Source organism: Psychrobacter sp. Ps6, from assembly GCF_022129235.1.
Classification (GTDB): domain Bacteria; phylum Pseudomonadota; class Gammaproteobacteria; order Pseudomonadales; family Moraxellaceae; genus Psychrobacter.
Genome location: NZ_JADQAI010000012.1, coordinates 32,825 through 56,055, shown reverse-complemented (window position 1 = coordinate 56,055; position 23,231 = coordinate 32,825). Strand labels below are relative to the sequence as shown.

Annotated in this window: 22 protein-coding genes; 16 read left to right on the top strand and 6 right to left on the bottom strand. The window is 43.9% G+C overall.

Annotated elements, in window-relative coordinates; all coding sequences use genetic code 11:
• Positions 1-6: 6 nt before the first annotated feature.
• Positions 7-879: a 16S rRNA (adenine(1518)-N(6)/adenine(1519)-N(6))-dimethyltransferase RsmA gene (gene rsmA, locus I3255_RS12435; protein ID WP_238039097.1), complete on the bottom strand. Its 873-nt coding sequence runs from the start codon at positions 877-879 to the stop codon at positions 7-9.
• Positions 880-1,396: 517 nt separating this feature from the next.
• Between rsmA and I3255_RS12430 the strand changes: the two genes are divergently transcribed.
• Both I3255_RS12430 and I3255_RS12425 read left to right on the top strand, forming a co-directional pair.
• Positions 1,397-2,176, top strand: coding sequence for a transglutaminase family protein (locus I3255_RS12430; RefSeq protein ID WP_238039096.1), 780 nt, complete (start codon positions 1,397-1,399; stop codon positions 2,174-2,176).
• 360 nt (positions 2,177-2,536) lie between these two features.
• The gene (locus tag I3255_RS12425) at positions 2,537-2,881 is read left to right on the top strand and encodes a hypothetical protein (protein WP_238039095.1); all 345 of its coding nucleotides are present in this window, start codon (positions 2,537-2,539) and stop codon (positions 2,879-2,881) included.
• A 390-nt stretch (positions 2,882-3,271) separates the two neighbouring features.
• Here I3255_RS12425 and pdxA read toward each other — a convergent pair whose 3' ends face one another.
• A complete protein-coding gene (gene pdxA / locus I3255_RS12420) occupies positions 3,272-4,360 on the bottom strand; it encodes a 4-hydroxythreonine-4-phosphate dehydrogenase PdxA (protein WP_238039094.1) in 1,089 nt (362 codons plus the stop codon).
• 298 nt (positions 4,361-4,658) lie between these two features.
• Here pdxA and dnaB point away from each other — a divergent pair, with 298 nt between their 5' ends.
• From dnaB to argF, 3 genes are all read left to right on the top strand, one after another.
• Positions 4,659-6,062 (top strand): replicative DNA helicase, encoded by a 1,404-nt coding sequence (dnaB, locus tag I3255_RS12415; protein ID WP_238039093.1) that lies wholly within the window; start codon positions 4,659-4,661, stop codon positions 6,060-6,062.
• A 179-nt stretch (positions 6,063-6,241) separates the two neighbouring features.
• Positions 6,242-7,348 (top strand): alanine racemase, encoded by a 1,107-nt coding sequence (alr, locus tag I3255_RS12410; protein ID WP_238039092.1) that lies wholly within the window; start codon positions 6,242-6,244, stop codon positions 7,346-7,348.
• Positions 7,349-7,549: 201 nt separating this feature from the next.
• Complete coding sequence (argF, locus tag I3255_RS12405; RefSeq protein WP_201549081.1) at positions 7,550-8,470, top strand: ornithine carbamoyltransferase; 921 nt, start codon at positions 7,550-7,552, stop codon at positions 8,468-8,470.
• A 123-nt stretch (positions 8,471-8,593) separates the two neighbouring features.
• On the opposite strand, the gene rpiA is transcribed toward argF, so the two are convergent.
• A complete protein-coding gene (rpiA, locus tag I3255_RS12400; protein WP_238039091.1) occupies positions 8,594-9,253 on the bottom strand; it encodes a ribose-5-phosphate isomerase RpiA in 660 nt (219 codons plus the stop codon).
• 287 nt (positions 9,254-9,540) lie between these two features.
• Here rpiA and ilvA point away from each other — a divergent pair, with 287 nt between their 5' ends.
• The 7 genes from ilvA (at position 9,541) to I3255_RS12365 (ending at position 15,922) form a co-directional block, all read left to right on the top strand.
• Positions 9,541-11,094 (top strand): threonine ammonia-lyase, biosynthetic, encoded by a 1,554-nt coding sequence (gene ilvA, locus I3255_RS12395; protein ID WP_238039090.1) that lies wholly within the window; start codon positions 9,541-9,543, stop codon positions 11,092-11,094.
• A gap of 210 nt (positions 11,095-11,304) precedes the next feature.
• Positions 11,305-11,727 carry a S4 domain-containing protein gene (locus I3255_RS12390; protein ID WP_238039089.1) on the top strand — a complete coding sequence of 141 codons (423 nt, stop codon included), beginning with the start codon at positions 11,305-11,307 and terminating at the stop codon, positions 11,725-11,727.
• 207 nt (positions 11,728-11,934) lie between these two features.
• The gene (locus tag I3255_RS12385; protein WP_238039088.1) at positions 11,935-12,432 is read left to right on the top strand and encodes a low molecular weight protein-tyrosine-phosphatase; all 498 of its coding nucleotides are present in this window, start codon (positions 11,935-11,937) and stop codon (positions 12,430-12,432) included.
• Between the two features lie 303 nt (positions 12,433-12,735).
• Positions 12,736-13,776, top strand: a complete 1,041-nt coding sequence (murB, locus tag I3255_RS12380) for a UDP-N-acetylmuramate dehydrogenase (protein WP_238039104.1) — start codon at positions 12,736-12,738, stop codon at positions 13,774-13,776.
• The gene (locus I3255_RS12375) at positions 13,766-14,539 is read left to right on the top strand and encodes a YdcF family protein (protein ID WP_346268626.1); all 774 of its coding nucleotides are present in this window, start codon (positions 13,766-13,768) and stop codon (positions 14,537-14,539) included. The genes murB and I3255_RS12375 overlap by 11 nt, the downstream gene beginning before the upstream one ends.
• A gap of 129 nt (positions 14,540-14,668) precedes the next feature.
• Complete coding sequence (gene ccoS / locus I3255_RS12370) at positions 14,669-14,944, top strand: cbb3-type cytochrome oxidase assembly protein CcoS (protein ID WP_238039086.1); 276 nt, start codon at positions 14,669-14,671, stop codon at positions 14,942-14,944.
• Between the two features lie 99 nt (positions 14,945-15,043).
• Positions 15,044-15,922: a sulfite exporter TauE/SafE family protein gene (locus tag I3255_RS12365; protein ID WP_238039085.1), complete on the top strand. Its 879-nt coding sequence runs from the start codon at positions 15,044-15,046 to the stop codon at positions 15,920-15,922.
• 116 nt (positions 15,923-16,038) lie between these two features.
• Here the strand turns inward: I3255_RS12365 and I3255_RS12360 are convergent, their stop codons facing one another.
• Both I3255_RS12360 and I3255_RS12355 read right to left on the bottom strand, forming a co-directional pair.
• Entirely contained in the window at positions 16,039-17,190 is a 1,152-nt protein-coding gene (locus I3255_RS12360) for a DEAD/DEAH box helicase (RefSeq protein ID WP_238039084.1), read from the bottom strand.
• A 278-nt stretch (positions 17,191-17,468) separates the two neighbouring features.
• Positions 17,469-17,684, bottom strand: a complete 216-nt coding sequence (locus I3255_RS12355) for a cold-shock protein (protein ID WP_192992921.1) — start codon at positions 17,682-17,684, stop codon at positions 17,469-17,471.
• A gap of 417 nt (positions 17,685-18,101) precedes the next feature.
• On the opposite strand from I3255_RS12355, the gene aroQ reads away from it, so the two are divergent.
• Positions 18,102-18,638, top strand: a complete 537-nt coding sequence (gene aroQ, locus I3255_RS12350) for a type II 3-dehydroquinate dehydratase (RefSeq protein WP_238039083.1) — start codon at positions 18,102-18,104, stop codon at positions 18,636-18,638.
• 156 nt (positions 18,639-18,794) lie between these two features.
• Positions 18,795-20,096, top strand: coding sequence for an AarF/ABC1/UbiB kinase family protein (locus tag I3255_RS12345; protein ID WP_238039082.1), 1,302 nt, complete (start codon positions 18,795-18,797; stop codon positions 20,094-20,096).
• A gap of 46 nt (positions 20,097-20,142) precedes the next feature.
• Here the strand turns inward: I3255_RS12345 and I3255_RS12340 are convergent, their stop codons facing one another.
• The gene (locus tag I3255_RS12340; RefSeq protein ID WP_075107416.1) at positions 20,143-20,973 is read right to left on the bottom strand and encodes an ion transporter; all 831 of its coding nucleotides are present in this window, start codon (positions 20,971-20,973) and stop codon (positions 20,143-20,145) included.
• A 318-nt stretch (positions 20,974-21,291) separates the two neighbouring features.
• Here I3255_RS12340 and I3255_RS12335 point away from each other — a divergent pair, with 318 nt between their 5' ends.
• Positions 21,292-22,041, top strand: a complete 750-nt coding sequence (locus I3255_RS12335; protein WP_201598675.1) for a YebC/PmpR family DNA-binding transcriptional regulator — start codon at positions 21,292-21,294, stop codon at positions 22,039-22,041.
• A gap of 269 nt (positions 22,042-22,310) precedes the next feature.
• Complete coding sequence (locus I3255_RS12330; protein WP_238039081.1) at positions 22,311-23,171, top strand: nucleoside recognition domain-containing protein; 861 nt, start codon at positions 22,311-22,313, stop codon at positions 23,169-23,171.
• Positions 23,172-23,231: the final 60 nt, after the last annotated feature.

Here is a 23,231-nt window from a genome sequence, read left to right as displayed (position 1 = left end):
TGGTAATTATTTACAATAAACGTCTATATGACGAGCCTGATTGCTTAGATTGACAAAATCTGTAACGCTTAAGGTTTCAGGACGTGCCTGTGGATCGATACCGCAAGCAGCGAAATCATCCTCACTCAGCGTCGGCAGCAAGGTTGATTTTTTGAAGATAGCGCGTAGCGTCTTGCGACGATGGTTAAAGGTCTCACGTACCACGATAGCAAAATACTCTTCATCCTCTGCTACTATCGGTTTATCGATATGCGGTGTCAGTCGAAAAACAGCACTAGTGACTTTCGGCGGGGGATTAAAAGCCCCGCGAGGCACAGTCAGCAAATAATCTGTATCACAGTAATACTGCATGATGACAGACAGACGACCATAAGTTTTGCTACCAACATCGGCCGTAATACGCTCAACCACTTCTTTTTGTAGCATAAAGTGCATGTCTTGGATCACATCCGCATAGCTAAGCAAGTGAAACAAAATAGGCGTTGAAATATTATATGGTAAGTTACCCACCACGCGCAGTTTACCGCGCGCTTCGCTATAAAGGTCACGATAGTCAACGTGCATGGCATTGTCTTTGATAATCTCAAAGTTTGGATGACTATTGGCACCAATACGAATACGTAAGCTATCAGCCAAATCGCGATCTAACTCTACGACTGTCATCGCATCCACTTCTGCTAATAACGGCTCGGTCAATGCGCCCATACCAGGCCCAATCTCAATCAAATTGTCATCGCGCTCTAGACGAATACTTTCAACGATTTCGCGAATGACGCTGGTATCATGCAAGAAGTTTTGACCAAAGCGCTTACGCGGCTGGTGCTTGGCAGTACGTAAACTGTTAGAAATGGTTTGGGCATCAAATGAAGTTTTGGACATAAAAGAGTCTTAATGTATAAAAGAGAAATGGGCGATGATAATGTAATAGCAGCAATGTTTTAGCTTTATAATGATAAATTATACCACAGCTCCTAATTAGGCTGTGTTTTTGAACAATTATTATCGGCAGACGAGCCATGCTTTTGGATAACCGACCCAGTGAGTTTTTACCTCTGAATCCATTTAATATAAACGCTGCTATGATAACAATGGCAGCACTAAAACGAGCGCTAGCAGACAAGAACAAGCCCAAAGATGTGAGTCATCATAATAGTTGCGGCGTAACGCTAAATCGATAATGAATTAATTTTTAACGCTTCTCACGTCTGATAAAGCCCGACTACATAATGTAAGTGACTATGTCTCACCTTTTGAGTTTAAAAAGCGGTATTATGATAATTTAATCCTGTCAGGCATTGCTACCTGACTCCAGTAAACCAGTCTCTGATATAGTCGAAGCGGTTCAGACCCGCGCGATCGTCAGCCTACCAGACCCATGCCCTTAGGGAATTCAAATATGATCCTGAAACTTAACGTCACCCTCTATTATCGACTCTCAGAGCCGATGGATCTTTTGCTTCAGATTGAAGCCGCCGATCTTGCGGATCAACGGGTGCGATCGACCGAGATTTGGACATCAGACGTTGCGCATTTTTCACGGGTTGCCGCTGATGATGGCATAGGAGAACGGATTTGGATTCACGCCGAAGGGGATTTTAGCTGCACTTACCTCGCAGAAATCGCCGTTGACCGTCCTGCCTTGGACATATCGACATTGTCCCAAACGCCCCTGCATCTTTTACCCGGAGAGACGATCAGGCATTTGATGCCGTCTCATTATTGCCCGTCAGACCAGTTCCAAGCTTTCGTGGAAGCCGAGTTTGGCGATCTTGCTGGCGGCGCACGGATTGCTGCGATGCGCGATTGGATCGAGTCGGCGTTTAGCTATGTGCCCGGATCAAGCCACGCCCAAACCACCGCGCTCGATAGTTTTGTTCAACGTCAGGGCGTATGCCGCGACTTCGCGCATGTTCTCGTGACATTAGCGCGCGCGTCGTCGATACCGGCTAGGTTCGCGAGTGTTTATGCGCCCGATGTGACGCCACAAGACTTTCATGCCGTGGCCGAGGTCTATCTCGGAGGGAGCTGGCACCTCATTGATCCGACTGGCATGGCAGGTGCAGACACGATGGCTCGTATTGGTGTTGGGTCCGATGCATCCAGCGTCGCATTCTTAACCTCGTTCGGATCCATGGAATTGGTCAATCAATCGGTATCTGTGACTAGACAAGCTTAGGGTCCTGATCCTAGGATTGCGTGCCTGCGTTTAAGACCATAACCGCCGCCATAATATAAGGGAGGTGGCAGTGGCCTTGGTACATCGGTTTCTCGCTTTTCCATTCTTCACCGTGCAGATCAAAGTTTTCGTTCACCGGATCAAGGACACGGTAGGAAAGCGTCTCAGGCTGCTGCCTTTTTAGGATTGATCCCTACTCAGTCTTTAAACTTATTTTCAAGGTGGTATATTCACTCGATGAGTAATCATTATATATTTGGTGCACTATACAGGCATCGAGATGCTAGTTCTAACTATGAATTTAATGACTAAAAAATTGAAGGCATAGCTCAATTTAACGCATGGGTAGAATTTAAAATTATGATTAGAGCACTGAGTAAGAATGATAGTGACTTCATATACATATATAGTATTTATGAAGGTAAAAATTATAGTGAGAATAAAGTTGAAACTTATTATTTAGCAAGCTGTAGCACTTACCAAGGCTTAATAACGTATAGGGAAAGCGATGTCTATAATATAGAGATTTTAGCAGACAGTTACGTAAGCTTAACAGCGGTTGATTTATCAGCAGGTCTAAATGATAGGATGCATCCTATACTTTATGATTTTCTAAAAAATGATTGGGAAACTTATGAAGGTATCGTTGAAGGACAGCTTGAACCTTGGCTTGAATTTCAAAAAAAATTGTGTCATAGACCCTAATTAAGTTAGTTTGCAATAAATAAGGCTAAATACTATGTTTTTTAAATATAAACTGGCACGTAGGTTAGGCTGAACTTTCGATACTCAAAAATCAAATGGATCCAACTAAAAAGCTACGATGCTCAATCTATCGTAGCTTTTTTTTATCATGGGCAATAATAGCAATATCAAAATGTAATAATCAAATTACTTAGTAAAATTGATAAGAAGTTTTAATTAGGGTACACCCCCAAGATAACCAGCTATTTCACCCTTCAAGCCTATCAACAGACAGCTATCATGAAACCATTTACATTACGCTTAATTCTTCATAAATAGGTATTACTCACACTAAAATAATCAAGTACGACGTGAACAACACCTATAAAGCGATGAGTCATAACAGATATATCAATTAGTGAGTGACTTATCCGCCATCTCATTAGCCATATTTAGTGCTTGATATAGACTGGTCGCACTCGCCCCGCCGTGTCCTGCCAAATCTAGCGCCGTACCATGATCGACAGAGGTACGAATATAAGGCAATCCTAAGGTTAGATTAACCGTATCGCCAAAACCGTGCGATTTGAGTACAGGCAATCCTTGGTCATGATACATGGCGATGACCGCATCACAGTTCGCTAAATGTCCGGTGGTAAATAACGTATCTGCTGGCATCGCCTCTGAAATATTGACGCCTGCATCGATAAATTCTCGTAAGACTGGGTTGATGATTTCAATCTCCTCCATACCCAAATGCCCGCCCTCGCCTGCATGTGGATTGAGGCCGCAAACCAAGATACGAGGCTGCGCGAGACCAAACTTTTCTCTCATATCATCAATGACGATTTTTACCGTTTGACGCACGTTATCCGCAGTAATCGCAGCAGGGATGTCTTTTAATGGCAGATGGGTAGTGACAAGCGCGACTTTCATCGCTTGATTGGCTAGCATCATGACCACCTTCTCACAGCCACTTTGCTGCATAAAAAACTCAGTATGACCACTAAACATGGTGCCATCTAACAGCTTGATACCAGCATCTATCAACGCTGATTTTTGCAATGGTCCGGTGACGATGGCAGCGACTGTATTATTTATTGCCAGTTTATGAGCAATATCTAACTGCTGAGCCACCATCGCTGAGTTAGCGATATTGATTTGCCCGCAGACAACGGGTGCGGCACAAGGAATATTCAGTAGGATAAAAGCACTATCAGCGTCTATGTCTTGCTGTGATATCTGCTCTACCAAGTTAACATCGAAATTATCGGCATTTATATCTGTATTGATAGTATGCCAAATAGGTATGCTCTCAAAAAGCCCGGCTGTAACCAACTCAGCTGCACGAACTTGCATCGCGCTCGCATCAGCGATTACCCAAATGGGACGGTCAAAATCTTGCAGCTTGCCCTCTGCCGCCAAACTCAGTACGACATCCATGCCAATGCCCGCAGGCTCACCTGTCGTGATTAATAATGGTCGCTTTTTTTCTGTCATAACAATAGCCTTTTTTTATTCAAATTATTGATTTTATTGTATTTATCGTAAATATTTTCAGTTTTTACGTTTAGACAATGGATGCGGTCTCTTATTTTATGCATAACAACCACTGTAGATTTAGTTGCTTACTCAGCCTAAAAAATCACATTATGTGTTAAACTTTCGCTTCTGATTGTAGCATTTGCAGGCAAATCTAAAACCACGTTTTGGTACGTCTACCGTAGAGATGTACCATATCTGTTTTGCGCTATCATCGACATCCTTTTTTATACCCATTTTGACTCATTAGGCACTCATGGCAGAAAACGACAAAACCGACGACTTACTCAATCAGACACCGCCACACAATATCGATATTGAAAAGGCATTGCTCGCGTCTTTGATGAGTATCGAAGAGGCGTACGACAAGATTGCCGATATCGTCACCAAAGATGACTTTTATGCTGGGCGACATCAATATATTTTTGATGCCATTGCTCACCTTGCAGCCGTTAATGAGCCTTATGATACGGTCATGGTACACGACTGGTTAGAAGCGCAAAAGTTACTCAAAGGCGCAGGTGGTGACAGTTATTTGGCTGATATTTTGAGCCAAAGTCCGGCGACCTTGTTTAACCTGACTGCATATGCCCAGCGTGTGCGTGAGCTCTCAACGCTGCGTCAATTAATTACCACTGGTAATGACATGCTGACGCTTGCCTATAATCCAAAAGACCAAAGTGTTAGTGATATCTTGGACAATGTCGAGGGTAAGATATTTAGTATCAATGAGCAGCATAACAAACGCGCAGAACAGAGGGGCCCTGTCGGTATTACTTCGGTCTTAACCAATGTTATCGATAAGATTCAAGAATTAAAATCCAACCCTGACGGCATGATTGGTTTACAAACGCCATTTGTCGAGCTAAATAATAAAACGCAAGGCCTGCAAGCGGGTGATCTGATTATCGTCGCTGCGCGTCCTTCTATGGGTAAAACCACTTTTGCAATGAACTTGGCAGAAGGGGTTTTGTTTAATGAGGATTTGCCCGTTGTGGTGTTCTCGATGGAGATGCCTGCGGAATCTATCGTCATGCGTTTGCTGTCTTCATGGGGCGCGATTAACCAGACGCATCTACGTTCTGGTCAAATGAATGAAGATGAATGGGCAAAAATGATGAATGCCATTCAACATTTGCAATCAAAGCATTTGTATATTGATGACAGTACTGCCCTACCGCCCTCTGAGATGCGCTCTCGCTGTCGCCGTATCGCCAAAAACCATGATGGGCGCTTGGGTGCTGTCGTGGTCGATTATCTTCAGTTGATGAAAGTGCCAAGTCTAGATGGTAACCGTGTTGGCGAGATTTCTGAGATTTCGCGTAGTCTAAAGGCGCTCGCACGTGAGCTTGAGTGTCCTGTGATTGCTTTATCACAGCTTAACCGTAGTCTAGAAAACCGTCCAAATAAACGCCCTATCATGTCAGATCTACGTGAGTCTGGTGCGATTGAGCAGGATGCCGATTTGATTATGTTCATCTACCGTGATGAGGTATACAATGAAAACTCAGACCACAAAGGCGTGGCTGAAATCATCATTGGTAAACAACGTAACGGCCCTATTGGCACCGTACGTTTGGGTTTTGAAGGTCAATTTACCCGCTTCATTAATCTAACGCCAGAATACTATCAGGGCGTCAGTTTTGAGAATGATGAGTAACCTATCTTATAAATTATAAGCCTGACCAAGACTAAGCCTTATATATACTCAGATTTAGTCATAGGTTAATAAACAATTTTATATAATCAGTTTTTAATACAATAGCCAGTACGGCATCAACTCCATTGATGCCATACTGGCTTTATCACTTCATAATTCTACTCATAAAGAAGGCGATTATGCGCACTATTACCATAAAACCAAAAGCCCTTACCCATAACCTAAATCAAGTAAAACAACGAGCACCCCAATCGAAAGTATTGGCCATGGTCAAATCCAATGCTTACGGACATGGCGTAGCGGCAGTCTTGCCAGCCCTGCAGCAAGCAGATGGTATCGGTGTCGCAACGTTGACTGAAGCGCTAGAAGCCAGACAGTTAGGCTGGGATAAAACCATCGGTCTAGTAGAAGGGGCATTTAGCGCTGATGAGTGGCAGCAAGCGATCGAGCATGAGATTAGCTGCGTGATTCACCACGGACCACAGCTAGATTGGGCACTACAAAATATTCCACCCGCCAATAGTGCAACTAATGTGGTTTGGCTCAAATACAATACAGGTATGAACCGTTTGGGTTTCAATGCTGAAGGTGTGCTATCAGCAGCAAAGCGCCTACATGAAGCAGGTTATCAGCTAATCCTAGCCACACATTTTGCCAATGCTGATGACCATGACCACCCACTAAATGCAATGCAAATTGAGCGCTTCTCAAGCGTACTAGCGACTTTGAAAGATACCATTAGCCCAGATATCCAAGGCTCACTATGCAACTCTGCTGGTGTCGTCAACTTTCCAGAGTACCATTATGATTGGGTACGCCCAGGCATTATCTTGTATGGTAGCTCACCTGTCGTTGATAAAAGCGCACAAGAATTAGACTTGCAGCCCGCGATGGAATTTAGTGCTCAAATTATAGCACTACAAATGGTCAGTGCAAATGATGCTATCGGCTATGGTAGCCGCTGGCGTGCGCAGCAAGACACCAGAACCGCTCTCGTGAGTGTGGGTTACGGAGACGGCTATCCGCGTGTAATAAGTGACGACGCTTATGTCACCGTTATCGATGCTAACGACAATCAAAGCTACCGTTGTCCTGTGATTGGGCGTGTGGCAATGGATATGATTGTCATTGATGTCAGCAAAACGCCTGAAAGTCTTGCTTTGGATAGCAAAGTCATGCTCTGGGGTGATGCGCCGCATGTCGATGAAGTTGCAGGTCATGCTGGGACGATCAGCTATGAGCTATTGTGTCGCCTCAGCATACGTCCAAACCGTACACAGGCGTAGTCATTAGCATATGAGTATTGTGGCTTGCTAATGCGATTTTGGTCTATTTAGCAAGCCATTTGATCTTGATAAAATTGAACGTTTACATTGAAAGTAAATACGCTATACTAAAAGTTTGTTGTCAACCCAGTATACGCACTGACGCGATGCTATTGAAGACTGATGACGTTTCACTGACTGCGATCGACTGCTAGGATTACTATGAGTTTGCGCCATTTTTTAACCTTATCTGATTTAACCAAACAAGAACTAGAAAACTTAATCAAACGCGCAAGCGAATTGCGTAAGATGCAACACGCAGGCGAGATATATCAGCCTTTTGTTGGTCGTACGCTTGGCATGATATTTGAAAAATCTTCAACGCGTACCCGTATCTCATTTGAGACCGGCATGGGTCAATTTGGTGGTAATGCCATATTCTTATCACCTAACGATACGCAGCTCGGTCGCGGCGAGCCACTAGAAGACTCAGCACGCGTGATTTCTAGCATGGTAGATATCATTATGATTCGTACCTTTGGACACGAAAAAGTTGAAACCTTTGCAAAATACTCTAGTGTACCTATTATCAATGCATTGACCGATGAATACCATCCATGCCAACTACTTGCTGATATGCAGACCTATTACGAGCATCGCGGTAGTATCGAAAATAAGATCGTCACGTGGGTCGGTGATGGCAACAATATGTGCTCGTCATTTATGCAAGCTGCCAATCAGTTTGGTTTTGAATTACGCGTCGCAGCACCTTATGGGTTCGAGCCTGATCCAAAGCTTATGGAGCGTTTCTCACATTGCGTGAGTTTGGTAGAAAACGTACAAGACGCAGCAAAAGATTCTAACTTAATTGTCACCGATGTGTGGGCAAGTATGGGTCAAGAATCCGAGCAAAATACGCGCGCACGTCGTTTTGCCCCTTATCAAGTGACGCCGTCTCTGTTAGACAAAGCCGATCCTGAAGTGGTGTTTATGCATTGCTTGCCCGCCCATCGCGGCGAAGAGATCTCCCATGATATGCTGAACGACCCACGCTCTGTCGTCTGGGATGAAGCCGAAAACCGCTTACATGCACAAAAAGCATTGATGGAGTTTTTGCTAAAAGACAAAATTAAGTTGTCTTAATCACTTACACACCCTCATAGCTAAGCAAAGTAAGTTACTTGTAAAGCAAGACACAAAAAAGGCAGACTAATATATAGTCTGCCTTTTTTATTATTCAGTTTTTAGGAAGCGTATGGATATAAATTAACGCGTGAGCGTCGTTACGCCATTTGCACCTGCTTTTAATAACACATCCGCTTGGTTCGCCGCAAAAATACCATTGCAGACCACACCTACGATATTATTCAGCTCTTTTTCTAGCGCGATTGGATTGCTCACATCCAGATCATAGGTATCTAAGATAACGTTACCATAATCAGTGACAAAGTCTTCACGATAGACGGGCTCACCGCCTAATTTGGCCAATTGACGAGCCACATACGAGCGTGCTTGTGGTAATACTTCAATTGGCACTGGAAACGCGCGACCTAATATCTCAACGCTTTTGCTCTCATCGACCATGCAAACGAACTTGTTAGACGCTGCTGCCACAATCTTTTCGCGAGTCAATGCACCGCCGCCGCCTTTGATAAGTTGCAAGTGCTCATTGACTTCATCAGCACCATCGATATAAACATCTAGCGTACCAGCAAAGTTTAAATCGACTATTTCGATACCAAGCGCGCGAAGTTTGTCTTCAGTCACCTGTGAACTGGCAACCGCACCAGCAAGCTTCAATTGTGGCAACAACTCAATCAAACAGTTGACCGTACTACCCGTCCCTACCCCAAGTATCATATCGTCTTCGATATAGCTTAGGGCGGCGCGGGCCGCAGCTTGCTTTTGTGCTTGCTGATCACTCATCATAAATCCTTGGAAAATAAACGTATGGTCTTAAAAAAAGTAAAAGGCTAAAACAGATAAAATGCGCGGCTATTATAACCGATGATATTCATCGATGTTAGCGCATCATGACGCTAATTTGTGAATCCTATCATGCATAGCTAAGACTTAATTTCGGCAAATAACTGCACTTCATGGACATTCAAGCACGAAATCCCAAGAAAACTGTAATTGAGTCTTGCAAGATACTAAAAATCGGCATAGGCTAATCTATTTCGTTTTTATATTCATTCTGTTTAGGGATTACTATGCTGTCACATTGGGTACGAGCCATCTTACAAGCCACCGTCTATGACGTTGCTATTCAAACACCACTTGAAACGGCGCCCAAGCTGACCCAACGTTTTGCCAATGACATTCGATTCAAGCGTGAAGACTTACAACCGGTCAAATCCTTTAAATTGCGCGGTGCCTATAATCGCATCAGTCAGTTGAGCGATGAGCAAAAAGCGCGCGGTGTGATTTGTGCTTCAGCAGGCAACCATGCACAAGGCGTGGCTTACTCTGCACGCAAACTGTCACTGAACAACATCATCGTCATGCCAACCACGACCCCTGATATCAAAGTAGATGCGGTAAGAGCACTTGGTGGCAATGTCGATCTGCATGGCGATAGTTTTGATCAAGCAAACCGCTATGCTATTGAGCGCGCTGAACGCGAAGGGCTAACTTTCATACCGCCTTATGATGATGAATTGGTGATTGCTGGACAAGGGACCATAGCGCTTGAGCTGACACAACAATGGCGCAACATGGATTACGTCTTTGTCGCGGTTGGTGGTGGCGGTCTCATCTCAGGTGTCGCCGCATTTTTGGGAGAAGTGGCACCGCATGTCAAAGTGATCGCGGTAGAAGCGGAACAATCAGCCTGCCTAAAAGCAGCACTTGAAACGGGTGAACGTGTCAAACTTGAGCAAGTCGGACTGTTCGTCGATGGCGTGGCAGTCGCACAAATTGGTGAATTGCCTTTTGATGTCGTGCGTACTCAAAAAAGTGACAATTCAGGCCCTGTCGTCGAGCCTAACGTCGTCACCTGTAGCAACGATGAAGTCTGCGCAGCGGTCAAAGATGTGTTTGAGGAGAGCCGCAGTATCGTAGAGCCTGCAGGTGCGTTAGCGGTTGCTGGTATGAAAAAATATATCGCAGCCAACAATATTCAAGGGAAAAACTGCGTCGGTATCATTTGCGGTGCCAACATGAATTTTGACCGCCTGCGCTATATCGCTGAGCGTACTGAAATTGGTGAGAAGAAAGAAGCCATCTTTGGGGTCACTATCCCTGAACAAACAGGCGCTTTCTTGAATTTCTGTCGCAGCCTACACGGCCGTAATATCACTGAGTTTAACTATCGTGCTGATAGCAAAAAGTCGCCAGATTCTATGGAGCCTGCCTCAATCTTTGTGGGTATCGCGTTAAAAGAAGGCGAAAAAGAGCGTCAAACCATCAGCAGCCAACTGGCAGACGATGGCTATACCGCTCACGATCTGACCGATGATGATATCGCCAAGTCACATATCCGTCATTTGATTGGTGGACACGCCAAGGTCGAAAACGAGCAGTTACTACAAGTGATCTTCCCAGAGCGTCCGGGCGCCCTACTGACTTTCTTAGAAAAATTGGGCGATGACTTTAATATTACTTTATTCCATTACCGCAACCATGGTGCCGCTGAAGGTCGGGTGTTGGTTGGGTTACAAGCCTCCGACAGTAACTCGCGCCAACTACAAGACGCCCTTCTAGATATCGGTTACGACTGTACAACGGTCAATGACAATATTGGCTATCAGTTGTTTTTAAGATAATCTTCTAATATTTCTGAGATAATTCTTTAAGCGCATATTTCTAAAATAAATAACAAAAGCGGCTTCTCTTACGATTAGCCGCTTTTTGCATCATATAACCCGATACTAAGTACTACAATCACAAAAATCCATTTGCAAATAGTAAAGTTGCCCTAATATTGTTTATATAAAACTATGATTTAATATAAAAACGGATGCAAAAGGATTTTTATGAGTAAAAATACAAATAATAACCCTCAAAGTCTGGCCAAAATTCGTCTTGATAAATGGTTGTGGGCGGCACGATTCTACCGCACACGTACGCTTGCCAAGCAAGTAATTGAAAGTGGGCGTGTCCATTATGGTGGCAGCCGAGTCAAAACCAGTAAAGAAATCTCAGTCGGCGACGAGCTAACCATACGTCAAGGATCAGCGACCGCCATGACTGAAAAGACTGTCGTTGTTGAGGCGCTATCTGCACAGCGGGGTAATGCGACCGCCGCTGAGGTATTATATTCAGAGACCAAAGAGAGCGAAACGCGGCGTGCTTATTATGCCGAACAGCGCAAACTTGCCAATCTTGCACGCCCTGATAATAAGCCGAATAAAAAGGAGCGCCGTGACTTACAACGCTTCAAAAGCAATCAAGATTGATATAGCATTGCCCCCGCATCATTCAGTTATATATGGCATTGTCATAAATCCAGTATTAAATGACGCTATTGTCCAGTCTCTGTCCTTGCCATTCAAGCGATTAAGCGTTACGCTAGTCGTTGGTTCAATCGATTGCATGCTAATAAAAGCCGCATTAATAATGCTGGTTTCTTATAGCATGTTTTTTTTGTTATAAAAGGTCATATTATGCTGATGAAATCCTGTACTCCCTCGTCTGTATTATTGGTTTGTTTAGGAAATATCTGCCGTTCACCAACTGCTGAAGAAGTTTTTCGTCAGCAAGCGGCGATTGCTGGACTCTCAATAAAGATAGACTCAGCAGGTACCAGTGATTCACATGTCGGCGACAAACCTGACCCACGCTCGCAGCGCCATGCCAAATCACATGGCTACAAAATTAATAAATTGGTTGCACGCCAGGTAACGACTAATGACTTTCGCGATTTTGATTTAATCTTGGCCATGGATTCACAGAATTTAGCCGACCTACAAGCTATTAAAGACAGTATCACAGATACAGAAGATGACTTGGCAAAGCTGGCCCTATTTAGTGAAGAAGACCCTACCTATGGCGGTAACGATGTACCGGATCCATATAAAGGTGATAGCGATGATTTTGAAGAGGTAATCGAGCGCATCGAATCAAGCGCACAAGCTTGGATCGAAAGCTGGAAGGCTTGCTAGCCATAGTTTCTATATTTCTGCTATTCTTGCATCCGGTATCCTCTATAATATAGTTAATCCTCCATAAAAGAGCCACAGCGTTAACCTCGCTTGAAGTATCACAGTTACGTCTGCACGCAGTTGCCTTGTATCTCTTTTAAATTGAATCAACTATAGCTACCTTATTTATTATCCTTTTGCCCCATAGGCTATGTTATGACCCAAGCTGCACGCCTTGATCTCGACGCTCAGACCCTGACTATAAATGACTCATCAGCGACTCTGTTGGTCAGCAATTCAGTCGATTTGTCACATAGCAATACGATGGCACTGGCCTGTATCGCTGACTCTGTAGTGACGTTGACTAATGAGGCACAGCTTGATAACTTTATGGCAACTTATGCAGAAGACGTAGAGCATCAGCTGTCATTATTTGTCTTATCTGGCGGTAGCAATGTCTTACTACCAGCAGCGTTAAATGCGGTGGTATTACAACCCAAAATGCGCGGTATTCACCTGACTGCTCAGACTGATGGCTATGTCGATATCGAAGTAATGGCGGGCGAAAACTGGCACGATCTAGTCGTACATACAGTCAATCAAGGCTGGTATGGGTTAGAAAATCTTGCGCTCATACCTGGCCTAACTGGTGCAGCGCCAGTACAAAACATTGGTGCTTACGGTGTGCAATTAGAAGACTGCTTACAATATGTACGCGCTTATCATTTACCGACACGAACTTGGCACCATTTACCAGCGGCCGACTGTCAATTTGGCTATCGTGACAGTATCTTTAAACGCACGCCAAACACATGGCTTATTAGTCGCGTCGGTTTCAGGTTATATACTGATCCTACCAATATTTTAGCCAGCTATGGGGATGTACAGACTGTGGCGCAGCGCTATGCGGAACAACAAGGGCGCGAGCAAGCCAATCCTCATAACGTGATGCAAGCTATTATAGATATTAGACAACAAAAGCTACCAGACCCAGAACAACTACCTAACTGCGGCAGTTTTTTTCAAAACCCTATTATTAGTCAAGATCAATTTACGGCGCTGCAAGCAATTTATCCAGCTATCGTTGGTTATCCGATGCCTGACGCGATGGTGAAAGTTGCCGCAGGTTGGCTCATCGAGCAAGCAGGATTAAAAGGGGGCGGCATCGCCCCCATCGTGACTCATAAACATCAGGCGCTGGTACTGACCAATCACACGCCTTATCAAGCAACTCAAGAAGATGTGGCAACAGCACAGCGCTATATCGCCAATCTTGTCTATGAGAAATTTGCAATTCAGCTATCACGTGAGCCAGTTTGGGTGAATGCTGATGGCTCAATTGGATATGCTGAGCATGTGGTCTAAACAATCATGGTCTAAACGCTTATGGCGAAACTATTTGCGTTCAGCCGAACGAATGGTGAAGCTATTTCGTATCATCAATATTACCTTTGTATTAGGCTCGACGTCTGTTATTTTAGTCCTAATCAGTTTGTTCACACCGCTATTCTCACAAGCCGTTGTCTATATATTTGCGCTTCTTCCATTACCAAAAATGCCTTCTGCTGCTATGAGCTCTCCGCCGACTGCTTACGTGGTATTAGGCGGTGGTCTAACTAATGATAATAACAATCAAATTATTCTCAATCGTTACAGCCTGAATCGTGCCCGTACCGCGGCTGGCGCTTATCACGATCTTCCCTTACCTATTGTACTAAGCGGCGCTGAAGCGCCTTGGCTCGGTCAGTGGCTCATTGAGCATGGTATCGATGGGCTGATAAGCGAAAATGCCAGTATGAATACGTGCGAAAACGCCCGTTTTACAGCCAAGCGTATTCCGCTCAATCACGTTTATCTTATTACGGATAGCTATCATATGGCACGTGCGCGCAGACAATTTGCCTTGAATGGTATTAACAGCACACCGCTTAGCGCGCCATTGCCAGTTAGACGCGACTGGATGAAACCTGCGCAAAACCTAAGTCATTCACGGCGGGCTGTTTATGAAATCGCCGCCTATCTACGAGATGTGATACGTCCGCAAATGAATTGTCGTCACGCCGATGATGTGACTTCACAGCAACTCCTAACACCGCGAGGCAGTGCCAAAAAAGCATCTAATGAATAGGTTTTTATACTAAACTCGCAGCTAATATCGCCATATGATGCTACGTCTCATTCTAATCGCTACAGATCATCCACTGCATTTGCGATGGGTGTATAATAGTAAAAGACACTGCTATTGAAGAGAGTTACCATGCTCAGTATATTTTTATTAATCCCATTAAGTCTCATGCTATTTGTGGTTGCCATCTGGGCAGTGCGTTATGCGGTAAAATCAAACCAGTTCGAAGATTTGGACAATGCATCACAGCGTATTATATTGGATGATCGTCAAGAGCGCAGGCAAACCATGCAGGCTCATGAACGCGCGGTGCAGTCTCCGTCTTCTGCAAGTACCGAGCTGTCAGAGGATAACGTTGATAAAGATGCGATCGTTCGTACTGATGTAGAGAAAAACCCAAAAATCTAGCCTTTATCTTCTTCTCTGTTCATCGTGTAATGATGAGCTTTCGTTGGATAATAATCGTGTCTATAGATACGGCCTTTATGAATTTTAGGAGATGCATCCATGACCATGGCTTTACTTGTTGCGGCATTACTGATGGGGTTTTTTGGCTCGCCGCATTGTTTGGGTATGTGTGGCGGTCTTGTGACGGCATTTGGTCTGTCTATGAAAGATGTCAGCCCTACTAAACGCCGCGCGCTGGTGGCCACCTATCATCTTGGCCGTCTAATCAGTTATGCATTGCTAGGTTTGGTCGCAGGACTTATTGGTGTCACGGTACTAGCGCCATTGATGCAGGGCAACAGCATGCCGCGCATCTTGTTAGGACTGGTACTAGTATTTGTCGGTGTAACGATGCTTGGCGCGCCGTTTTTGACCAAGCTTGAGCGTTTTGGCATGCGCTTTTGGCAGTACCTTAGCCCGCTGCGTCAAAAAGTGTTTCCGCTCAATACTTTTCCGCGCGCACTAACAGCAGGTTTGCTTTGGGGCTTTTTGCCTTGCGGTTTGGTATACGGCGCTCTACTGATTGCTGTCGTCGCTCACAACCCATTAAGCGGTGCCGCATTGATGTTCGTGTTCGGCTTAGGGACCATACCGATGCTGGTTGCGACGCACGAGACAGTTGGCTGGTTACGTGACAAGATTGGTCGTTTTCGCTTAAGGCAGTTGAATGGTGCGGTGATGGTACTCTCAGGTTTGGCAGTTGCTGTCGTTCCTATGGTTATGGCAAATATGCATGGCGGGCATGGTAGTGGACACGCACAGATGGATCACAGTAGCCACTCTGCTATGATGTCTGAGACAGATGCTCATGACATGGATCAGATGAATCACGATATGACGCCAGCTATGGATCATGATATGCAAGACATGGATAATCATATGGATCATAGCATGCACGATATGGGCGATGACGCCACCTCCATGCATCATGCTCAATAACTTCTAACACATACTGCGAGTACTGCGTAGACTTTACCAAGCGTACAAAAAACCCTTAATATCAAAAATGATATTAAGGGTTTTATTGGTTAAATGATATCCATTTATAGCAATTATTACTGCCATTGTTCAAGCGTAAACTTGGTCTCTAAATGCTTCTCTAATGCTGGTATATTAAATGCGTCATCCTCACTGACAAAGCTAATGCTAATGCCTGTTTGCCCAGCGCGGCCCGTACGGCCAATGCGATGGACATAATCATCTGGTTGATCCGGCAAGGTATAGTTGACCACGTGACTGATATCATCGACATGGATACCGCGCCCTGCAACATCTGTCGCGACCAAAATAGACGCGTGACCATCTTTAAAACGCTGCAAGTATTTCTCACGTTTTTGCTGAATCACATCACCTGAGAGCATGACAATCTTATGTGCTTGGCGCAGTTTATGATAGAGACGTTTAACTTGATCTTTGCGATTGGCGAATACAATGACCTTTTCAACAGCCTCATTACTAATAATACGCTGCAGGGCTTCGAGTTTTTGATCTTCTGTCAGTAAGTAAAAGTGCTGATCAACCAATTCGCTGGTTTTGTGCTCTGGCTCGATTTCCACAAACTGCGGCTCATGCAACCAGCGATACGCCAAATTCATCACATCTTGGTTAAAAGTAGCAGAAAACAGTAAGCTTTGACGGTCTGTATTGGCGGGCATACGACCTACTAAGCGCTTGATATCAGGAATAAAACCCATATCCAGCATGCGGTCTGCTTCATCCAATACCAACACCTCTACTCGATCTAAATACACCATACCTTTATTGGCAAGATCAATCAGACGGCCAGGCGTCGCTACCAAAATATCAACGTATTGGCGCTCAAGCTCATGCTGCTGGTTTTCGTAATTAGTACCGCCCATGATACAGACACTATGCAGCGACGTATATTTAGTCAATGCAATGCAGTCGTCAAATATCTGTTGAGCGAGCTCACGCGTTGGTGCCATAACGACTGCACGTGGCTCACCGAGATAGCGCTCTTCATCATGAGTAAAAGGACGTTTGAGTAACGCCTCCATAATAGTCAGCAAAAAAGTTGCTGTCTTACCGGTTCCCGTTTGCGCCTGTCCGATGGCATCTTGATTTGCTAATGTATGCGGTAGTATTTTTGCCTGAATAGGCGTTAATTCAGTGAAGCCTAAATCACTCACGGCGCGTAATGTCGCGGCTGAAAGTGGCAAATCAGTAAACGTTGTAAAATTACTCAAAAAAATATCCTTTTAAATTAGTTGCTTGTATTTTATCAATCACAAATCAGCTCACAATAAAGCTTTATACTGACATAAGCGTGACCAATAGCAGTCGCAACATTATATCTATAGATAGCCGCTAGACATACGGGTACAAAAAAAGCCAAGCCCAATACCTGACCTACCAAATATGCTGCTGTTAACTCAACATGGGTAAGACAATATGGGCTTGACTCAGTAGTATATCAGTAGTTCGTACAGACATTATAACTAAACCGCTTTAATGTCTGGATAGATTACTCTTCTATCTTTCTGACTTCTTCAGCTTGTAGGCCTTTCTCACCTTCTACGACACTGAACTCAACTTTTTCGCCATCTTTCAAAGAACGATAGCCATCACCCTGAATCGCGCGGAAATGGACAAAAATATCTTCTCCGCTGTCACGTTGAATGAAACCAAAGCCTTTTGAGTCATTAAACCACTTAACGATACCTTGCTCACGAGCTGACATAATATTACTTCCTAAAAAAGTTCGCTTAGCCCCAAATTCCTTTGCAACATTGCATATAAACGGGATCTAAGATGATGAAATCAAAAACTTAAAAGTACCAATCTAGCCACAGTCATCTTTAAAACGCTTATATAAAAGAAAGCCAATCTTATAAACTATCTTTCATGTTAATGACAGTAACAAACTTGCAATATTTATTGCATAAAAAATATCATAGCACGGGTTTTTAGCAACATAAAGACTTTTAACACGCTTTTTAATGCATGGGTGAGTTTTTCCTGTAATTTTTTTATAACCCAGCCTACAAGCTGCTATTATAAAGGGATACACTGAATCAGCTTGTGCAATCTATTTGTCATGCACACCTTATTCATTATAATAAATCATCCACATATTTAAATAGCGACAGAGATTACTATGACGTCCTCTTCTCCATCTACAGCAGCAGAAAATCCTACTGACCAACACATCGATCAGACACTCAATCACAAACTGCTATTGGTGAATGGCGTCAACCTGAACTTATTGGGTAAGCGTGAGCCTGAAATTTATGGCCATATGACGCTGGTAGATATCGAAAAACGCTTGGTCGAGCGAGCCGCTCAGCACGGCATTGAATTAACTTGTATACAGTCAAACCATGAAGGCGATCTAGTAGATAAGATCCAACATTATGGCTTATTAGCAGACAAATCTGCCCAAGTTGATGCCATTATTATCAATCCTGCTGCATTTACCCATACATCAGTTGCACTACGTGATGCCCTATTGGCCACGCAGAAACCCTTTATAGAAGTACATTTATCCAATGTTCATGCGCGCGAGCATTTCAGGCATCATTCCTACTTGAGCGATGTCGCAGTCGGTGTGATCTGTGGTTTGGGTCATATGGGTTATGAGATGGCATTAGATTACTGGCTAAGCAATATTTATTCAGTCAAGACAAGCACTTAAGGTGTTATTTGGTTTTATAGATTACTAGCTTTATCGATGAAGTAAAACTTCTTATTTTTCACACATTTTGTTTTTCACACATTAGTCAAACAGTAATTGTCTGATGAAAATAATAGAATTATGGCTGAGCAAACAATCCACTATATGGTGATATGAATGGCAAAAACGTCCGGAAAGCGCTTTATGAAACTCGCTGGCATGACAGCAAGTATTGCCGGCAAAGCAGCTAAGAACTCATTTAAGCATCTCTCGAGTGACGAAGAGAAACGCCTGCAGGCTCGCTCAGATTTGATGCAAGATGTGGGTATCCAGATTGCCGAGACATTGGGTGAGATGAAAGGTGCGGTGATGAAGGTAGGACAGATCGCCTCACAGTACAAAGACGTTTTTCCACCTGAGGTTGCCACTGCTTTAGAAAAACTCCAAAAAGATGCCCCGCCGATGCCCTACGCGCAAATACGTGCACAAGTTGAGCGTGAGCTAAAAGCCCCTATGACAGAGTTGTTCAGTGAGTTTGAAGAAATGCCGTTTGCTGCCGCCTCTATCGGACAAGTGCACAAAGCTACTTTATTATCTGGACAAAGAGTCGTGGTTAAAGTCCAATACCCTGATGTGGATGAAAACTGTGATAGTGATCTCAAGCAAGTCCGCATGGCACTAAAGATTGCAGGCGTGCTCAATATGAGTAAGCAGTTGCAAGAGCAACTCTTTAACGAAATTCGCCAAAGCTTACATGATGAGCTTGATTATACCAAAGAAGCTTACAACTTACGTGTGTTTGGTGCCTTTCATGCAGATGATGAGGGTCTTATTATCCCTAAAGTCATCAGCAGCCACTCTTCCAGACGGATTTTAACCTTAACCGAAGAGATGGGAGAGACATTGACTGTCGCTGCGACATGGGACAATGATATCAAACAAAAAATCGCTGAGCGCCTGTTTCATTTTACCGCAGGGCAGTTATTTGGTTTGTACCGTATGCACTGTGACCCACATCCAGGCAACTTTGCTTTTCGTCATGACGGCAGCGTCGTGGCTTATGATTTTGGTGGTATCCGTAGTTACAGTGATAGCGAAGTTCAATTGTTCCGTCGTTTCGCCAAACACGCTATCAAAGGCGATGTGACGGCACTTGAGCAAGATCTCGTCGCCTTAGACATTCGCCGTGACGATGATAAAAACATCCCTGGCGAATTTTATGAAAAATGGCTATCCATTGGCCTCAAGCCATTATCTATCAGTCCGTATCAGGAAGGTGCCTTTGATTTTGGCAGTAGTCAGATACATCATGATGCCATTGCGCAAATGCGTACCTCATTGAAATACTTTGGCCAGTTTCAGCCCTCTGCCACAACGATGATGCTAGATCGCACTATATCCGGACAATATTGGAACTTGGTAAATCTAGGCGTTGAGACTGACCTCTCGCCGCTGGTTGATGAGTACATTGAGGTATAGATAAGCGAGCAATCGGTAGTGATATAAAGTCTATCACTACCCATCATTAGATGTGCAGCGCGTGCCCGCAGCGATCGCAAAAGTCTGCGCCCACTGCATGACCGAATTTACCACAGTTTGGGCAAGTGACAGGATTTAGCTGTGGGCGCATATTACGAGCCAGCTCAGAGGTAAAAATACCGGTCGGTACGGCAATAATCGAATAACCTGTGATCATAACCATGGTTGCAATTGCTTGGCCTAACGGCGTCTTGGGCGACATATCACCATAGCCAACCGTTGTCATCGTGACAACCGCCCAATAGATAGACAATGGAATACTAGTAAACCCGTTCTCAGGTCCCTCTACTACGTAAATAATTGAACCAAAGATGGTTACCAATAGCACAAGGGACAAGAAAAAGACCGTAATTTTCTGCTGACTGGTTTTGAGTGCAGAAGCCAAAAAACCTGCTTGTTGCATATAGGCTTTTAGTTTGAGGACACGGAATACACGTAAGATACGCAGTACTCGTATCACGAGTAGATACTGCACCCCTACAAACAGTAAGCTCAGATAGCTTGGCAAAACAGACAGCAAATCCACTATCCCAAAGAAGCTAAACGCATAGCGCAAACGATTGGGTGCTGAAAACAACCTTAGCGCATACTCAATGGTAAATAGAATGGTAAAAAACCACTCTGCATAAAAAAACAACGTGCCGTATTGCAAGCGCATGTACAACACACTATCAAGCATGACGACAGCAACACTGGCCAAAATCGCAATCAATAATACAATATCAAAGAGCTTACCCAAACGGGTATCTGTACCTTCGATAATGATATGCGTGCGGTTACGCAAGTGTGTTAGGGCTTCAGCGGTTGGTTGCTTCATAGAATCAGTAACTTTATAAAATCAATGGCTTGATAGCATTCCATGACTTAAAATGTGATGGATAAGGGCAAGTTGGTCAAAATAGTTAAAACTGGTTTATAATATTGCTCACTTATCACAGTGAATACAATCTATAATTTGCCACAGTGTAGCAAAAAAGCACTCTCAACAACATACAAATCGTTAACGTGCAAGTAGCGCTATTACCTTATATAGACAAAGTAATGCTAGTATAAAACAAGGTGATCAGACATCGAAGGCTGTGATTCATTGCCTTTTTGCACATAAAAAATAATACGTAAACCTTAAGGATGTTATATGGCAGGCCATTCAAAATGGGCAAATATTAAACACCGTAAAGCCCGTCAGGATGCAGTAAAAGGTAAAATATTTACCAAAATTATCCGTGAAATCGTCTCAGCTGCCAAACAAGGCGACCCCGATCCTGACAAAAACCCGCGCTTACGTGCTGTTATCGAAAAAGCGCTATCAGTCAATATGACTCGCGACACGATTAACCGTGCTGTCGACCGTGGTACAGGCGGCGGTGATAATGAAAACATGGAAGAAGTCAGTTACGAAGGCTACGGTGTTGGCGGTGTAGCGGTACTGGTCGAAACCATGACTGATAACCTCAATCGTACTGTCAGTGAAGTCCGTCACGCCTTTACCAAATGCGATGGCAACCTTGGTACATCAGGATCTGTGGCGTATCTATTTACTAAACGCGGCGAAATCACCTTTAATGATGTAAGCTTAGAAGATGAAGTCATGCTAGCTGCACTAGATGCGGGCGCCGTTGATATCGAAAATGATGGTGAAAGCTTACTTGTTATCACCGAGTGGGAAACTTTCGGTCAAGTTCAAGACGCGCTTAACGCTGCTGGTCTTGTCTCTGACAATGCTGAAGTCACCATGTCACCATCTACCACGGCTGAAATCGACAATGTGGAAGATGCTGAAAAGATTCTAAAGATGATCGATATGTTAGAAGATGCGGATGATGTGCAAGAAGTTTATACTAATGTTAACTTCTCTGCTGACGTCATGGCGCAGCTTGAGGGATAGCTAGGACAGTTTCAGAGGTGCTTAGTAGTACTGCACTTTAGTATTAAAAAACCAGATGGTGTCATACTGTCTGGTTTTTTTGTTATCACAGCACTTTTTTATAGCGGTTGTTTTTCTCATAGACGATGCATATAATCACACAAAAATAGTAATAGTTATCATTTGCAAAGATGCAAATAACTAAGTACTTTTATATGAGTATAACGCTTTCACCTTCTTATTCTACCACTACTGACGCTCCTACTCTGACAAACACAAAGGCATCGCCTATGTGTTCATTATTAGAGCTAAACAAACGCCAACCTGCCATTATTGACGAGATTGTTGCCAATCATCGCTTTGGTGAAATCGATGGTGCCATCAGCCAATGGCTCAAAGATTTAGGATTCTTGCCTGATACCTTGGTTCATATTGTTGCCAAAGTTCTGTTTGGTAAACCGCCTTATGCCGTGCAGCTAAGTACGGGCGCTCAGTTTAGCTTACGTGCTGATGAGCTGATGAAAATCAAATACCGCGCCATCACATCAGAGGTGATACCTAGCCGAACGGTGCTTGGCATATTCAATTTGCAAGGCATTACTTTATTTATACTGTATGTTGCGGGCACATTATCAGCAGCGCTAGTTTCATGGTCATTCAAACGCTTTCATAGTGCAAAATCAGAATCGTCCGCTTTTCCTTTATTAATGGAACTACCAACTTATCGCATGCCCAATGTGAAGCATATCGCTGGTGAGCTTTGGGACAAAATGAGTGCGTTTTTAAGAAAAGCTGGTACAGTGATTTTCACGCTCTCTGTGGTGCTGTGGGTATTAGTCACTTCTGCATCTGCCGCTGGCCCTGCTATTGATTATAGCTTTGCTGGTATGCTTGGACATTTGATCGAGCCAATTTTTGCGCCCATTGGCTTTACCTGGCAGATGTGTATTTCTTTAATCCCAGGACTGGCCGCGAGAGAGATCGTGGTAGCAGCGTTGGGTACGGTATATGCAGTAGGCGGCGTGAGTGATGAGGCCATCAACCAAACGCTTATTCCTATCATTCATGCCCAATGGGGTCTAGCGACTGCTTTTGCATTCTTAGTCTTTTACGTATGTGCCTCAATGTGTTTGGCAACCCTCGACATATAAAAAAGCACCAAACCCGATTACAGGCTTGGTGCTTTTTTATATATTTAATAACTTAATGGA